Source organism: Streptomyces auratus (assembly GCF_050433025.1).
Taxonomy (GTDB): Bacteria; Actinomycetota; Actinomycetes; order Streptomycetales; family Streptomycetaceae; genus Streptomyces; species Streptomyces sioyaensis.
Genome location: NZ_JBNGCB010000003.1, coordinates 1150789 through 1166516 on the forward strand (window position 1 = coordinate 1150789; position 15728 = coordinate 1166516).

The window sequence follows — 15728 nt, forward strand, 5'->3', positions numbered from 1 at the left end:
CGTCGGCCCCGGTTCACGTGACGCAACCCGCGACACGACCCGGTGCACTCCCGAACCTAGGAGAATCCCTTGAAGCGCGACATCCACCCGGAGTACGTCGAGACCCAGGTCAGCTGCACCTGTGGCGCGTCCTTCACCACCCGTAGCACGGTCGCCGGCGGCAACATCCGCGCCGACATCTGCTCCGAGTGCCACCCGTTCTACACGGGCAAGCAGAAGATCATGGACACGGGCGGCCGCGTGGCCCGCTTCGAGGCCCGCTTCGGCAAGGGCGCCGCTGCCAAGAAGTAGCGACCCTCAAGGCGCCGGTCTCCGGTCGCCCCTGCTCAGGGGTGACCGGACCGGCGTCTTTGTTTGCGTCGTCCAGGCCCCCGGTAGTCCCAGCCAGCAGAGGAACCCACGATGTTCGAGGCGGTCGAAGAACTGATCGGCGAGCACGCCGATCTCGAGAAGCGGCTGGCCGACCCCGCGGTCCACGCCGACCAGCGCGAGGCCATGCGGCTCAACAAGCGCTACGCCGAGCTGACCCCGATCATCGCGACGTACCGCGGCTGGAAGCAGACCGGTGACGACATCGAGACCGCGCGCGAACTCAGCCAGGACGACCCGGAGTTCGCCGACGAGGTCAAGGTGCTCGACGCCCAGCGCGAGCAGCTGACCGAGAAGCTGCGGCTGCTGCTGGTCCCGCGCGACCCCAGCGACGACAAGGACGTCATCCTCGAGGTCAAGGCCGGCGAGGGCGGCGAGGAGTCCGCGCTGTTCGCCGGCGATCTGCTGCGGATGTATCTGCGCTACGCCGAGCGGGTCGGCTGGAAGACCGAGATCCTGGACGCGAACGAGTCCGACCTCGGCGGCTACAAGGACGTCCAGGTCGCCGTGAAGACCAAGGGCGGCGGCGGTGCCACCGAGCCGGGGCAGGGAGTCTGGGCGCGCCTGAAGTACGAGGGCGGGGTGCACCGCGTGCAGCGGGTGCCCGCCACCGAATCGCAGGGCCGCATCCACACCTCCGCGGCCGGTGTGCTGGTCACGCCCGAGGCCGAGGAGGTCGAGGTCGAGATCGTGGCCAACGACCTGCGGATCGACGTCTACCGTTCCTCCGGGCCCGGCGGCCAGTCCGTCAACACCACCGACTCCGCGGTCCGCATCACGCACCTGCCCACCGGCATCGTCGTCTCCTGCCAGAACGAGAAGAGCCAGCTCCAGAACAAGGAGCAGGCGATGCGCATCCTGCGCTCCCGGCTACTGGCCGCCGCCCAGGAGGAGGCCGAACGCGAGGCCTCCGACGCCCGGCGCAGCCAGGTCCGTACGGTCGACCGCTCCGAGCGCATCCGTACGTACAACTTCCCGGAAAACCGCATCTCGGACCACCGCGTCGGCTTCAAGGCGTACAACTTGGACCAGGTGCTCGACGGCGAGCTCGATCCGGTCATCCAGGCTTGTGTCGACGCCGACTCGGCCGCCAAGCTCGCCGCCGCCCAGTAAGCCCGCGCGAGCCGGTACGTACCGGCCGCAGGACCGCACCCCCGGCCGGCCGCGGACCGCACAATGAAGACGCAGCGCACTAGGAGGAAGGCCCCGTGAACCTTCTGCTCGCCGAGGTGGCCCAGGCCACCCAGCGGCTGGCCGACGCCGGTGTGCCCTCGCCGCGCTTCGACGCCGAGGAACTCGCCGCGTTCGTGCACGGCGTCAAACGGGGTGAACTGCACCACGTCACCGACGCGGACTTCGACGCCCGCTACTGGGAGGCCGTCGCCCGCCGCGAGGCCCGTGAGCCGCTCCAGCACATCACCGGGCGGGCGTTCTTCCGCTACCTCGAACTCGCCGTCGGGCCAGGGGTGTTCGTGCCCCGCCCGGAGACCGAGTCGGTGGTCGGCTGGGCGATAGACGCCGTACGGGCCATGGACGTCGTCGAGCCGCTGATCGTCGATCTGTGCACCGGCTCGGGGGCCATCGCGCTGGCCCTGGCGCAGGAGGTCCCGCGCTCGCGGGTGCACGCCGTGGAGCTGTCCGAGCAGGCGCTGGACTACGCCCGCAAGAACGTCGAGGGGTCCCGCGTCGTTCTCCATCACGGCGACGCGCTGACCGCGCTTCCCGAACTGGACGGGCAGGTCGACCTGGTCGTCTCCAACCCGCCGTACATCCCGCTGACCGAGTGGGAGTACGTCGCACCCGAGGCCCGCGACCACGACCCCGAGCTCGCGCTGTTCTCGGGCCAGGACGGCCTGGACACCATCCGTGGCATCGAGCGGACCGCACACCGCCTGCTGCGGCCCGGCGGCGTGGTCGTCATCGAGCACGCCGACACCCAGGGCGGACAGGTTCCGTGGATCTTCACCGAGGAGCGGGGCTGGGCCGACGCGGCCGACCACCCGGACCTCAACAACAGGCCCCGTTTCGCCACCGCACGCCGGGCGACGCCATGACGACCGCCGCCCCGACGAACCCCCCAACCGTTCGGCACCAGGAGGACCGCTGATGGCACGGCGATACGACTGCAGCGACGCGACCGACCGCACCACCGGTCTGCGCGAGGCCGCCTCGGCCGTCCGCCGCGGTGAGCTGGTCGTGCTGCCGACCGACACCGTCTACGGCATCGGCGCGGACGCCTTCAGCGCCGAGGCCGTCGGCGACCTGCTGGAGGCCAAGGGCCGCGGCCGCGGGATGCCCTCCCCGGTCCTGGTCGGGTCCCCCAACACTCTGCACGGCCTGGTCACCGACTTCTCCGAGCAGGCCTGGGAGCTGGTCGACGCCTTCTGGCCCGGCGCGCTCACCCTCGTCGCCAAGCATCAGCCCTCGCTGACCTGGGACCTGGGCGAGACCCGCGGCACGGTCGCGGTGCGGATGCCGCTGCACCCCGTCGCGATCGAGCTGCTGACCGAGTTCGGCCCGATGGCCGTCTCCAGCGCCAACCTCACCGGCCACCCCTCCCCGCAGGACTGCGACGCCGCACAGGAGATGCTGGGCGACTCGGTCTCCGTCTACCTCGACGGCGGCCCGACCCCGGCCGCGGTGCCGTCCTCGATCGTCGATGTCACCGGCAAGGTCCCGGTGCTGCTGCGCGCGGGCGCGATCAGTGCGGAAGAGCTGCGCAAGGTGGTACCCGAGCTCGAGGTGGCCAATTGATGGCGCCCCTTGGGCGTGGCATAGCGGGACCAGGCGACGGCTCTCTCCCCTCTGCATCCGTTTTCCGGATTCTCCACGTCAGCACCGGCAACGTCTGCCGCTCACCGATCACCGAGCGGCTGCACCGCCATGCCCTGGAACTGCGGCTCGGCACGGCCCGCAGCGGCGGGCTGCTGGTGGAGAGCGCCGGCACCTGGGGGCACGAGGGCGCCCCGATGGAGACCCACGCCGCGACCGTGCTCACCGACTACGGCGCCGATCCGGCCGGCTTCCTCGGCCGTGAGCTGCTCGACGAGCACGTCATCCGCGCCGACCTGGTGCTCACGGCGACCCGCGACCACCGCGCCCAGGTCATCTCCATGGGCCACTCCGCGGGGCTGCGCACCTTCACCCTCAAGGAATTCAACCGGCTGGTGCGGGCCATAGACCCCGCCACCCTGCCCGATCCCGACCCGGACCTGCCGGACGGCGGGCTGGTCGAGCGCGCCCGTGCGCTGGTCGGCGCCGCCGCGGCGCTGCGCGGCTGGCTGCTGGCGCCCAACCCGGAGTCCGACGAGGTCTACGACCCCTACGGTGCCCCCATCACCTTCTTCCGCTCCATCGGCGACGAGATCAACCAGGCCCTAGACCCGGTCGTCACCGCCCTCACGGGACTCCCGGCGCGGGCCTGACGGCCCCTGGGCGCGGGCGTGGACCCTGTCGGCCCGCACACCGCGCCCGATCGCCCTGCCGCGCCTACATTGGGACTACGTCCCCGTACGAGGCCCGGAGCAAGCGATGCCTGCCACCACCGCGTCACCCCGCAGCGAGACCCCGGCCGCCGCTTCCCGGACCACCGGGCAGGCCGGCGCCGCCCCGTCGGAGTCCGTCGAGGACCGCGCCCGGGCCGCCGCCCGGGACGACGTCACCCGGCCGGCCGGCTCCCCGGACTTCGCCGCCCTGCTGCGCCAGGACCCCGAGATCGCCGGCGTGCTGCTCGGCGAGAGCGCCCGGCAGAGCGACGGGCTCCAGCTGATCGCTGCGGAGAACTTCACCTCACCGGCCGTCCTCGCCGCCCTCGGCTCCCCTCTGGGCAACAAATACGCCGAGGGCTATCCGGGCGCCCGGCACCACGGCGGCTGCGAGATCGTCGACCTCGCCGAGCGGATCGCGGTGGAGCGCGCCAAGGCCCTCTTCGGCGCCGAACACGCCAACGTCCAGGCCCACTCCGGGTCTTCGGCCGTTCTGGCCGCCTACGCCGCCCTGCTGCGCCCCGGTGACACCGTCCTGGCCATGGCCCTCCCGCACGGCGGACACCTCACCCACGGCTCGCCCGCCAACTTCTCCGGCCGCTGGTTCGACTTCGCCGGCTACGGCGTCGACGAGGAGACCGAGCTCCTCGACTACGACGCGATCCGCGACCTGGCCCGCGCCCGCCGGCCCAAGGCCATCGTCTGCGGCTCGATCTCCTATCCCCGGCACATCGACTACGCCGCCTTCCGGGACATCGCCGACGAGACCGGCGCCTATCTGATCGCCGACGTCGCCCATCCGCTCGGCCTGATCGCCGGGGGAGCGGCGCCCAGTCCCGTGCCGTACGCCCATGTGGTGTGCGCAACCACACACAAGGTGCTGCGCGGGCCGCGCGGCGGGCTGATCCTGTGCGGGGCGAAGCTGGCCGAACGCATCGACCGTGCGGTGTTCCCGTTCAGCCAGGGGGGTGCGCAGATGAACGCCGTCGCCGCCAAGGCCGTCGCCTTCGCGGAGGCCGCCACGCCCGCCTTCGGCGCGTACGCCCACCAGGTCACGGCCAATGCCCGCGCGCTCGCCGAGGCGCTGGCCGGGCACGGTCTGACGATCACCACCGGTGGCACCGACACCCATCTGATCACCGCTGATACCGCCCCGCTCGGCCTGGACGCGCGCACCGCCCGAGGCCGGCTGGCCGCCGCGGGGATCGTCCTGGACACCTGCGCCCTGCCGTGCGCCGAGGAGACGGCGGACCGCCGGACCGGCATCCGGCTGGGCACCGCGGCGGTGACCACCCAGGGGATGGGCGAGGCGGAGATGGCGCAGGTCGCCGGGCTGATCGTGGCGGCGCTGGAGGAGGACCCGGCGGCCCGTTCCGGGACTGTCGCTTTGGTCCATGCCTTTCCGCCATATCCCGATCAAGGGTGACGGCCGGAACCGTTCGCCGGTGTCCTGCGTCTTCCCCTGTATTCACGGCCAGGGGGCGGACACGCATAGGGTGTGGGGCTGTGATGGCCAGCTATACCGATGGGGCAGCCCGTGCGTGAATACCTGCTGACGCTGTGCGTCACGGCCGCGGTGACCTACCTGCTGACGGGGCCGGTGCGGAAGTTCGCGATCGCGGCCGGTGCGATGCCGGAGATCCGCGCGCGTGATGTGCACCGTGAGCCGACCCCGCGGCTCGGTGGGATCGCCATGTTCGGCGGGCTGTGCGCCGGTCTGCTGGTGGCCTCGCATCTGACCAACCTCAAGAGCGTCTTCGAGACCAACGAGCCCCGGGCGCTGCTGTCGGGCGCCGCGCTGATCTGGATCCTCGGCGTCCTGGACGACAAGTGGGGCGTGGACGCGCTGGTCAAGCTCGGCGGCCAGATGATCGCCGCGGGCGTGATGGTCCTGCAGGGTCTGACGATCTTGTGGATCCCCATCCCCGGTGTCGGCACGGTCTCGCTGACGCCGATGCAGGGCACGCTGCTGACCGTCGCGCTGGTCGTCATCACCATCAACGCGGTGAACTTCGTGGACGGCCTGGACGGCCTCGCGTCCGGCATGGTGTGCATCGCGGCCGCGGCGTTCTTCATGTACGCCTACCGGATGTGGTTCGGCTATGGCATCGAGGCGGCCGCGCCCGCAACCCTGTTCTCGGTCGTTCTGATGGGCATGTGCCTGGGCTTTCTGCCGCACAACATGCACCCGGCGCGGATCTTCATGGGGGACTCGGGCTCGATGCTGATCGGCCTGGTGATGGCCGCCGGCGCGGTCTCGGTGACCGGCCAGGTCGACCCCGATCTGCTCAACGTGAAGGCCGGCGGTCTGCGGGAGGCGACCCATGCGATGGTGCCGGTCTACATTCCGCTGCTGCTGCCGCTGACGGTCATCGCGGTGCCGGTCGCCGACCTGCTCCTGGCGATCGTGCGGCGTACGTGGCAGGGCCAGTCGCCGTTCGCCGCCGACCGCGGCCATCTGCACCACCGCCTGCTGGAGATCGGGCACTCGCACAGCCGGGCCGTGCTGATCATGTACTTCTGGTCGGCGCTGATCGCCTTCGGTGCGGTCGCCTACTCCGCGAACAACGCCAGCATGTGGATCGTGCTGGGCATCGTGCTGCTGAGCGCGGTGGGCCTGGTGCTCCTCCTGCTGCCGCGCTTCACCCCGCGCGCGCCGCGCTGGGCGGAGCGCATGGTGCCGCCGCGCTACCGCCGGCTCGCCCGCGCCGTGGTGGACCCGGCCGGGGCGGCCGCGGAGGCGGCGGCCTCCGCGGCGGCGGAGGAGGGGGCGGAGGGGGAGCGCGAACCGATCCCGGCGGGCATCAACGGCGCCACCGCGATCGGGGACCGGTCACGCTTCGTGGACCGCCACAGGGCGGGCAGTCACCGCTGATCCCGGCGTCTGATCGCTCGAACGGGCATCAGTAACCGGGGCAGTTGACCCCATACCAGACAAAATTCGATCCGTCAGTGCACTAACGCGCAGGTTCACGCTCAGGTGTGACAGGGTCCACACGAACCAGGTAAAGACCTCATCAAATAGTTTGTGATACCGTTCACGAAACCCGGCGACAGAGCCGGAGGGCCTTAGTGCGACGGCCCTCGGGCCTCAGGTTCCGCCTCAGGCCGGGTCTACGCTCGTCCCTGACGACACAACCCCCACCCTTTGCCGGAGCGCCGCCATGCAGTCGAATGACGCCCGACTACTCCTTCACGCCCTTGTGCCCACGCTCGCCATCGGCGCCGTCGCCGTTGGCGTGAGCGCTGCGGTCGCAGGCGCGAAAGGAGCGCTCGGCGCCGTCGTCGGCACCCTGTTGGTGATGCTCGTCATGGGGGCAGGTCTGGTGGTCCTGCAGAAGACCGCGAAGAGCCTTCCGCAGTTGTTCCAGATGATGGGGCTGTTGCTCTACACGACGCAGATTCTGTTCGTGCTGGTGTTCCTGATCCTCTTCAAGGACACAACGCTCTTCGACACCAAGGCATTTGCGTTCACCTTGCTCGGCGCCACCCTCGTATGGATCGCGGCACAGGCCCACGGTCATATGAAGGCGAAGACCCTGTACGTGGAACCCGACTCCGCCGGGACGAAGAAGGCGGAGACGGCGGGGTCGCCGACGTGACACGTAGGGCCGAGATAAATGCCCTCATGCGGGCCTGCTATCGTCCGGTGCCAACTGCGGCACAGATGGCGCAGGCGGCTGAGCTCCCGAGTTCCACGCGAAACAACGGGCAGTTCTCGCGGCCAATGCCTGTGATGTGGCCGGGCCCAGCGCCTGCCAGCCGCCCCCTAATCCGTAAGACCAGTCCAGTGCCGCTCCGTGGCTCAACGCCGCGCCGACACAACGAGGTTGCCGTACCCATGCGCCACGCTGAAGGAGCCCGCGGTGAGTGCTGAAACGATGCTCGCCTTCGACACGGAGTGCCACCTCTTCATTCCGGGGTGTGGCTTCGAGGCCCCGGGCCTTCATTCGTTCGTATTCGAACCCCTCTTCACCATCGGTGGCTACGAGTTCAACAAGCCGATGCTGCTGGCGTTCCTCAGCACGGCCGTGGTGGTGGGGTTCTTCTGGGCCGCATTCGGCCGGGCCAAGGTCGTGCCCGGAAAGCTGCAGATGATCGGCGAGGCGGGCTACGACTTCGTGCGCCGCGGGCTCGTCTATGACGCGCTGGGGAAAAAGGAGGGCGACAAATACGTCCCCTTCATGGTCTCGCTGTTCTTCTTCGTGTGGATCATGAACCTCTGGTCCATCATCCCGGTCATGGCGTTCCCGGTGACGTCGGTCATCGCGTTCCCGGTGGGCATGGCCCTGATCGTCTACATCCTCTGGATGTACCTGACGTTCAAGAAGCAGGGCTTCGTCGGGGGCCTGAAGAACCTCAGTGGCTATGACAAGTCGCTCGGCTGGGTGCTGCCGCTGATCATGGTGCTCGAACTGCTCCAGCACCTGATCATCCGCCCGTTCACGCACGCGGTCCGGCTCTTCGCGAACATGTTCGCGGGGCACCTGCTGATCCTGCTGTTCACCATCGCCAGCTGGTACATGCTGAACGGCATCGGCATCGTCTACGCGGGTGCGTCCTTCGTGATGACCCTCGTGATGACCGCCTTCGAGCTCTTCATCCAGGCCGTCCAGGCGTATGTCTTCGTCCTCCTGGCCTGCAACTACGTCCAGGGCGCGCTCGCCGAGCACCACTGAGCACCCCTACTCCCAGCCCAACAGCTGTCCGGTGGCCAACCCCCACCGGTCCGTGAAATGAGAAGGAAGTAACGGCATGTCCGCTGCTCTCGAAATGGTCAACCTCGCCGCCGCCGGTGACACCGCGAAGTCCGCCCTCGTCGGCAACATCGCCTCGGTCGGTTACGGTCTCGCCGCGATCGGCCCCGGCGTCGGCGTCGGCATCATCTTCGGTAACGGCACCCAGGCCCTGGCCCGTCAGCCCGAGGCGGCCGGCCTGATCCGCACCAACCAGATCATGGGTTTCGCCTTCTGTGAGGCGCTCGCCCTCATCGGCATCGTCATGGGCTTCGTCTACAAGTAAACGAAGCGCATCGACTATCCATTTAGACGGAAGGCACTGATGTGAACGCCCTGAACCTGGCGGCGGAGGTTCCTGAGAACCCCCTGGTCCCGCCGATTCCAGAGCTGGTCATCGGCCTGGTCGCCTTCTTCATCGTCTTCGGCTTCCTCGCGAAGAAGCTCCTCCCGAACATCAACAAGGTTCTGGACGAGCGCCGGAAGCAGATCGAAGGCCGCATTGAGGAGGCCGAGGCGACGCAGGCCGAGGCTCAGCAGGTGCTCGCGGACTACCGGGCCCAGCTGGCCGACGCCCGTCACGAGGCCGCGCGTCTGCGCCAGGAGGCGCAGGAGCAGGGCGCGACGCTCATCGCTGAGATGCGCGCCGAGGGCCAGCGGCAGCGTGAGGAGATCATCGCTGCCGGTCACGCCCAGATCGAGGCTGACCGTAAGCAGGCCGCGCTGTCGCTGCGCCAGGACGTGGGCAAGCTCGCCACCGAACTGGCCGGCAAGCTCGTCGGCGAGTCCCTGGAGGACGTCGCCCGGCAGAGCCGGACCATCGACCGCTTCCTCGACGAGGTCGAGGCCAAGGCGGCGTCGGACGCGACGAAGGCTGAGGCCGGCCGATGAACGGAGCGAGCCGCGAGGCACTCGCCTCCGCACGCGAGGGATTCAACGCGCTGACGGACGACAGCTCCGTCGACGCGGCGAAGCTCGCCGAGGAGCTTGCTGCCGTCACCGCTCTGCTCGACCGCGAGGTGTCGCTGCGTCGGGTCCTGACCGACCCGGCGCAGGCCGCTGAAGCCCGCGCCGAGCTGGCCGGACGGCTGCTCGGCAGCCGGGTCGGCGGTCCGGCCGCCGACCTGGTGTCCGGCATGGTCCGCTCCCGCTGGTCGCGCTCGCGTGACCTGACGGACGCGCTCGAGGAGCTGGCCTACAGCGCCGACCTCGTCGCCGCGCAGCGGGCCGGCCAGCTCGACGACGTCGAGGACGAGCTCTTCCGGTTCGCCCGGATCGTCAGCTCGAACCCCGAGCTGCGCCGGGCACTCACCGACCGGAACGCGACGGTCGCGGCCAAGACGGAGCTGCTGCATTCGCTGCTGGGCGGCCGGGCGAACCCGGTCACCGAGCGTGTGGTGATCCGTCTTGTCGCACAGCCGCGGGGCCGTAGCCTGGAAGCGGGGCTCGATGCCCTCTCCAAGCTGGCGGCGACCCGCCGTGACCGGATGGTCGCGGTGGTCACCTCCGCGGTGCCCCTCAGCGAAGGGCAGCGGCAGCGCCTGGGCGCTTCCCTGGCGCAGCTGTACGGACGGCAGATCCACCTGAACCTCGACGTGGACCCCGAGGTCCTCGGCGGAGTCCAGGTCCGGATCGGCGACGAGGTCATCAACGGGACCATCGCGGACCGCCTCGAAGAGGCGACCCGGCGGATGGCCGGCTGACCCAGCCACCAACTCAAGAGCTGCACAACCGGCGGCCAGGCGCCGGACCAGCCGGCCGGACCGAGAGGTCCGGCTGCGGTCCGGAAGAGGCCCCGGGGACCAGCACAAGCATGACGGCGGCCCGAGTTGGGCCGTAAGCGGAAACCCCCTGGGGGACAGCCCCCCAGACACCCGCAAGTAACTTCGGGCCCAACAAGGAGAGCAGGGAACCCAGATGGCGGAGCTCACGATCCGGCCGGAGGAGATCCGGGACGCGCTGGAGAACTTCGTCCAGGCGTACAAGCCGGACGCGGCCTCGCGCGAGGAGGTCGGCACGGTCAGTGATGCCGGAGACGGCATCGCGCATGTCGAGGGCCTTCCCTCGGCGATGGCGAACGAACTGCTGAAGTTCGAGGACGGCACCCTCGGTCTTGCGCTGAACCTGGAAGAGCGCGAGATCGGTGCGGTCATCCTCGGCGAGTTCAGCGGCATCGAGCAGGGCCAGTCGGTGCAGCGCACCGGTGAGGTGCTCTCGGTCGCCGTGGGCGAGGCTTACCTCGGCCGCGTCGTCGACCCGCTGGGCAACCCGATCGACGGCCTCGGCGAGATCGAGTCCGAGGGCCGCCGCGCCCTGGAGCTGCAGGCTCCGGGCGTCATGGTCCGTAAGTCGGTGCACGAGCCGATGGAGACCGGCTACAAGGCCGTCGACTCGATGGTGCCGATCGGCCGTGGCCAGCGTCAGCTGATCATCGGCGACCGCCAGACCGGCAAGACCGCCCTGGCCGTCGACACGATCATCAACCAGCGCGACAACTGGCGCACCGGCGACCCGAAGAAGCAGGTCCGCTGCATCTACGTCGCCATCGGCCAGAAGGGCTCCACCATCGCGTCCGTGCGCGGTGCGCTGGAGGAGGCCGGCGCCCTGGAGTACACCACCATCGTCGCCGCCCCGGCGTCCGACCCGGCGGGCTTCAAGTACCTGGCGCCCTACACCGGCTCGGCCATCGGCCAGCACTGGATGTACCAGGGCAAGCACGTCCTGATCATCTTCGACGACCTGTCCAAGCAGGCCGACGCCTACCGCGCCGTGTCGCTGCTCCTGCGCCGTCCGCCGGGCCGTGAGGCCTACCCGGGCGACGTCTTCTACCTGCACTCGCGTCTGCTGGAGCGCTGCGCCAAGCTCTCCGACGACATGGGCGCCGGCTCGATGACCGGTCTGCCGATCGTCGAGACCAAAGCGAACGACGTGTCGGCGTTCATTCCGACCAACGTCATCTCCATCACCGACGGCCAGTGCTTCCTGGAGTCGGACCTGTTCAACGCCAACCAGCGTCCGGCGCTGAACGTCGGTATCTCCGTCTCCCGTGTCGGTGGCTCCGCCCAGCACAAGGCCATGCGCCAGGTGTCCGGCCGGCTCCGCGTGGACCTCGCCCAGTACCGCGAGCTGGAGGCGTTCGCCGCCTTCGGTTCCGACCTGGACGCGGCCTCCAAGGCGCAGCTGGAGCGCGGTAAGCGCATGACCGAGCTGCTCAAGCAGGCCCAGTACAACCCGTACCCCACCGAGGACCAGGTCGTTTCCATCTGGGCCGGCACCAACGGCAAGATGGATGACGTCCCGGTCGAGGACATCCGCCGCTTCGAGCGGGAGCTCCTCGACTACCTCCACCGGGAGAAGAAGGACCTGCTGACCAGCATCCGCGAGGGCGCCAAGATGTCCGACGACACCATCGGTGCGATCGCCGAGGCCGTCGACGGCTTCAAGCGGCAGTTCGAGACCTCGGACGGCAAGCTGCTCGGCGAGGACGCCCCGGCCGGCACCAGCAAGTGACGACGGAAGGGACCTGATCCATGGGAGCCAAGCTCCGGGTCTACAAGCGTCGCATCCGCTCCGTCACCGCGACCAAGAAGATCACCAGGGCGATGGAGATGATCGCCGCCTCGCGCGTCGTCAAGGCGCAGCGCAAGGTGGCGGCATCGACGCCGTACGCGAGTGAACTGACCCGCGCGGTGACAGCGGTTGCCACGGGCTCGAACACCCAGCACCCGCTGACCACCGAGGCGGAGAACCCGACCCGCGCCGCGCTGCTGCTCGTCACGAGCGACCGCGGCCTGGCCGGCGGCTACTCCGCCAACGTGATCAAGGCCGCGGAGCAGCTCACCGAGCGGCTCAAGGCCGAGGGCAAGGAGGTCGACGCCTACATCGTCGGCCGCAAGGGTGTGTCGTACTACAGCTTCCGCGAGCGCAAGATCGTGGAATCGTGGACCGGCTTCACCGACAGCCCGGCGTACGGGGACGCGAAGGCGATCGCCGCACCGCTGATCGAGGCCGTCCAGAAGGACACCGCCGAGGGCGGCGTGGACGAACTCCACATCGTCTACACCGAGTTCGTCTCGATGATGACGCAGACGGCGCTCGACGACCGGCTGCTGCCGCTCAGCCTGGACAAGGCCGTGGCGGAGTCCGAGGCCTCGGCCACGGGCGAGATCCTTCCGCTCTTCGACTTCGAGCCGTCGGCCGAGGACGTCCTGGACGCCCTGCTGCCGCGGTACGTCGAGTCGCGGATCTACAACGCGCTTCTGCAGGCCGCCGCCTCCAAGCACGCCGCCACGCGCCGTGCGATGAAGTCGGCGACCGACAACGCAGAAGAGCTCATCAAGTCGCTCTCGCGGCTTGCCAATGAGGCCCGCCAGGCCGAAATCACCCAGGAAATCAGCGAGATCGTCGGTGGCGCGAGCGCACTGGCCGACGCGACCGCGGGGAGTGACTGACAACTATGACCACCACTGTTGAGACGGCCACGGCGACGGGCCGCGTCGCGCGGGTCATCGGCCCGGTCGTCGACGTGGAGTTCCCCGTCGACGCGATGCCGGAGATCTACAACGCGCTGACCGTCGAGGTCTCCGACCCGGCCGACGCCGGCAAGAAGAAGACCCTGACCCTCGAGGTTGCCCAGCACCTGGGCGAGGGCCTGGTCCGCGCGATTTCGATGCAGCCCACCGACGGTCTGGTCCGCCAGGCCTCGGTGACCAACACGGGCAACGGCATCACCGTCCCCGTCGGTGACGTCACCAAGGGCAAGGTGTTCAACACCCTCGGTGAGATCCTCAACAAGCCGGAGGCGGCTTCCGAGGTCACCGAGCGCTGGCCCATCCACCGCAAGGCGCCCGGCTTCGACCAGCTCGAGTCCAAGACCGAGATGTTCGAGACCGGCATCAAGGTCATCGACCTGCTGACCCCGTACGTCAAGGGCGGCAAGATCGGTCTGTTCGGTGGTGCCGGTGTCGGCAAGACCGTTCTGATCCAGGAAATGATCTACCGCGTGGCCAACAACCACGACGGTGTGTCGGTGTTCGCCGGTGTCGGCGAGCGCACCCGTGAGGGCAACGACCTCATCGAGGAAATGACGGACTCCGGCGTCATCGACAAGACCGCGCTGGTCTTCGGTCAGATGGACGAGCCGCCGGGCACCCGTCTGCGCGTCGCCCTGGCCGGTCTGACCATGGCGGAGTACTTCCGCGATGTGCAGAAGCAGGACGTGCTGTTCTTCATCGACAACATCTTCCGGTACACCCAGGCGGGTTCCGAGGTGTCGACCCTGCTCGGCCGGATGCCCTCCGCGGTGGGTTACCAGCCGAACCTGGCCGACGAGATGGGCCTCCTCCAGGAGCGCATCACCTCGACCCGCGGTCACTCGATCACCTCGATGCAGGCGATCTACGTCCCCGCGGACGACCTGACCGACCCGGCGCCGGCGACCACCTTCGCCCACCTGGACGCGACCACCGTTCTGTCGCGTCCGATCTCGGAGAAGGGCATCTACCCGGCGGTGGACCCGCTGGACTCGACGTCCCGGATCCTGGACCCCCGCTACATCTCGCAGGAGCACTACGACTGCGCCTCGCGCGTCAAGACGATCCTGCAGAAGTACAAGGACCTCCAGGACATCATCTCGATTCTGGGTATGGACGAGCTCGGCGAGGAGGACCGGCTCACGGTCTACCGCGCCCGGCGTATCGAGCGGTTCCTGTCGCAGAACACCCACGTGGCCAAGCAGTTCACCGGTGTGGACGGCTCGGACGTGCCGCTGGACGAGTCGATCGCGGCCTTCAACGCGATCGCCGACGGCGAGTTCGACCACTACCCGGAGCAGGCCTTCTTCATGTGCGGTGGTCTTGAGGACCTCAAGAACAACGCCAAGGAGCTGGGCGTCTCCTGACCCCGGTAGCGCCCCGGGGGCGGCCCTGGCCGCCCCCGGTGTGTACGACCACTAGTATTTGACCCAACACCTGCCGCACCAGGCAGGTGGAGACCCGAGGAGCCATCGTGGCTGAGCTGCACGTCGAGTTGGTCGCCGCGGACCGCAAGGTCTGGTCGGGCAAGGCCAGCCTGGTCGTCGCGCGCACCTCGTCGGGCGACATCGGCGTCATGCCCGGACATCAGCCGCTGCTGGGCGTGCTGCAGTCGGGCCCGGTGACGATTCGTACGACCGGCGAGAGCGGGGACGGCACCGTCGTCGCCGCGGTGCACGGCGGCTTCATCTCGTTCGCCGACAACAAGCTGTCTCTGCTCGCGGAGATCGCGGAACTGTCGGACGAGATCGATGTCCAGCGCGCGGAGCGGGCCCTGGAGCGAGCGAAGTCGGCGGCCGACGCGGTCGCCGAGCGCCGCGCCGATGTCCGGCTGCGTGCGGTGACGGGCGTTCACTGAGCCCCGGCACCGACGAGATCGATCCTCAGCCGCGGGCTGCCCGGAACACTCCGGAGCGGCCCGCGGCTGAGGCAATGCAGGTGCGTTTCCCTACCGCCGGACTCCGTCCGGGGGTACCCCCACCGAGGCGAGGAGGTCGGTCGAGATGGTCCTCGCTCTGCTTGTGAGCGGCGCGGTCGTGGTGGTCCTGGTGCTGCTGGGGCTGTTCGTCTTCGGACTGCGGCGGCGGCTCATCCAGCGGTCCGGCGGCACCTTCGACTGCAGCCTGCGCTGGAACGTGCCGGAGAACGAGTCCGGCGGCAAGGGCTGGATCTACGGTGTGGCGCGCTACAACGGCGACCGGATCGAGTGGTTCCGGGTGTTCTCGTACGCGCCCCGGCCACGCCGTCTGCTGGAGCGCTCCGCCATCGAGGTCTTGGAGCGCCGTACGCCGCAGGGCGAGGAGGAGCTGGCGCTGCTCTCCGACTCGATCGTGCTGGCCTGCCGCCACCGCGGCACCCGCCTGGAACTGGCGATGAGCGAGGATGCACTGACCGGCTTCCTCGCCTGGCTGGAGGCGGCGCCGCCGGGGCAGCGGGTGAATGTGGCCTGAGGTGCCGGGACCGGGCCCTGATCGGGGGGCCTGGGAACCGTGATCGAGGGCCCTGGGAACGGTGATCAAGGGTCTGGGATGGCCTGATCGAGCGGGTCCGGGAATACGCTCTGCGCGCGTCGCGTTCAGGCCCCGAAGGGGGCGCCGGTACCCCCT

17 protein-coding genes are annotated in these 15728 nt (G+C 69.3%); all 17 read left to right on the forward strand.

Annotation, left to right across the window (positions count from 1 at the left end; all coding sequences use genetic code 11):
• Nucleotides 1–69: 69 nt before the first annotated feature.
• Entirely contained in the window at nucleotides 70–291 is a 222-nt protein-coding gene (gene rpmE, locus BKA18_RS24780; protein WP_006603102.1) for a 50S ribosomal protein L31, read from the forward strand.
• Between the two features lie 111 nt (nucleotides 292–402).
• Nucleotides 403–1482: a peptide chain release factor 1 gene (gene prfA / locus BKA18_RS24785; RefSeq protein WP_006603101.1), complete on the forward strand. Its 1080-nt coding sequence runs from the start codon at nucleotides 403–405 to the stop codon at nucleotides 1480–1482.
• A 95-nt stretch (nucleotides 1483–1577) separates the two neighbouring features.
• Entirely contained in the window at nucleotides 1578–2423 is an 846-nt protein-coding gene (gene prmC, locus BKA18_RS24790; RefSeq protein ID WP_006603100.1) for a peptide chain release factor N(5)-glutamine methyltransferase, read from the forward strand.
• Nucleotides 2424–2475: 52 nt separating this feature from the next.
• Nucleotides 2476–3123, forward strand: coding sequence for an L-threonylcarbamoyladenylate synthase (locus BKA18_RS24795; RefSeq protein ID WP_366045516.1), 648 nt, complete (start codon nucleotides 2476–2478; stop codon nucleotides 3121–3123).
• Nucleotides 3120–3794, forward strand: a complete 675-nt coding sequence (locus BKA18_RS24800) for an arsenate reductase/protein-tyrosine-phosphatase family protein (protein WP_429638608.1) — start codon at nucleotides 3120–3122, stop codon at nucleotides 3792–3794. The genes BKA18_RS24795 and BKA18_RS24800 overlap by 4 nt, the downstream gene beginning before the upstream one ends.
• Before the next feature lie 106 nt (nucleotides 3795–3900).
• Complete coding sequence (locus BKA18_RS24805; protein WP_366045514.1) at nucleotides 3901–5280, forward strand: serine hydroxymethyltransferase; 1380 nt, start codon at nucleotides 3901–3903, stop codon at nucleotides 5278–5280.
• Nucleotides 5281–5379: 99 nt separating this feature from the next.
• Nucleotides 5380–6729 (forward strand): MraY family glycosyltransferase, encoded by a 1350-nt coding sequence (locus BKA18_RS24810; protein ID WP_366045513.1) that lies wholly within the window; start codon nucleotides 5380–5382, stop codon nucleotides 6727–6729.
• A 289-nt stretch (nucleotides 6730–7018) separates the two neighbouring features.
• Complete coding sequence (locus BKA18_RS24815; RefSeq protein WP_366045512.1) at nucleotides 7019–7456, forward strand: Cg1360 family ATP-synthase-associated protein; 438 nt, start codon at nucleotides 7019–7021, stop codon at nucleotides 7454–7456.
• Nucleotides 7457–7735: 279 nt separating this feature from the next.
• Nucleotides 7736–8533: a F0F1 ATP synthase subunit A gene (gene atpB, locus BKA18_RS24820; RefSeq protein WP_040898335.1), complete on the forward strand. Its 798-nt coding sequence runs from the start codon at nucleotides 7736–7738 to the stop codon at nucleotides 8531–8533.
• 76 nt (nucleotides 8534–8609) lie between these two features.
• Nucleotides 8610–8876: an ATP synthase F0 subunit C gene (atpE, locus tag BKA18_RS24825; RefSeq protein ID WP_006603093.1), complete on the forward strand. Its 267-nt coding sequence runs from the start codon at nucleotides 8610–8612 to the stop codon at nucleotides 8874–8876.
• 41 nt (nucleotides 8877–8917) lie between these two features.
• Complete coding sequence (locus BKA18_RS24830) at nucleotides 8918–9481, forward strand: F0F1 ATP synthase subunit B (protein WP_006603092.1); 564 nt, start codon at nucleotides 8918–8920, stop codon at nucleotides 9479–9481.
• A complete protein-coding gene (locus BKA18_RS24835; protein ID WP_366045511.1) occupies nucleotides 9478–10293 on the forward strand; it encodes a F0F1 ATP synthase subunit delta in 816 nt (271 codons plus the stop codon). Before BKA18_RS24830 ends, BKA18_RS24835 begins: the two co-directional genes overlap by 4 nt.
• A 214-nt stretch (nucleotides 10294–10507) precedes the next feature.
• Nucleotides 10508–12100, forward strand: coding sequence for a F0F1 ATP synthase subunit alpha (atpA, locus tag BKA18_RS24840; RefSeq protein WP_366045510.1), 1593 nt, complete (start codon nucleotides 10508–10510; stop codon nucleotides 12098–12100).
• Between the two features lie 20 nt (nucleotides 12101–12120).
• Nucleotides 12121–13041, forward strand: a complete 921-nt coding sequence (locus BKA18_RS24845) for a F0F1 ATP synthase subunit gamma (protein ID WP_235448725.1) — start codon at nucleotides 12121–12123, stop codon at nucleotides 13039–13041.
• Between the two features lie 5 nt (nucleotides 13042–13046).
• Nucleotides 13047–14489 (forward strand): F0F1 ATP synthase subunit beta, encoded by a 1443-nt coding sequence (gene atpD / locus BKA18_RS24850; protein WP_006603088.1) that lies wholly within the window; start codon nucleotides 13047–13049, stop codon nucleotides 14487–14489.
• 107 nt (nucleotides 14490–14596) lie between these two features.
• Nucleotides 14597–14980: a F0F1 ATP synthase subunit epsilon gene (locus BKA18_RS24855; RefSeq protein WP_006603087.1), complete on the forward strand. Its 384-nt coding sequence runs from the start codon at nucleotides 14597–14599 to the stop codon at nucleotides 14978–14980.
• A 145-nt stretch (nucleotides 14981–15125) separates the two neighbouring features.
• Nucleotides 15126–15572, forward strand: a complete 447-nt coding sequence (locus BKA18_RS24860) for a DUF2550 domain-containing protein (protein ID WP_093485191.1) — start codon at nucleotides 15126–15128, stop codon at nucleotides 15570–15572.
• Nucleotides 15573–15728 lie beyond the last annotated feature (156 nt).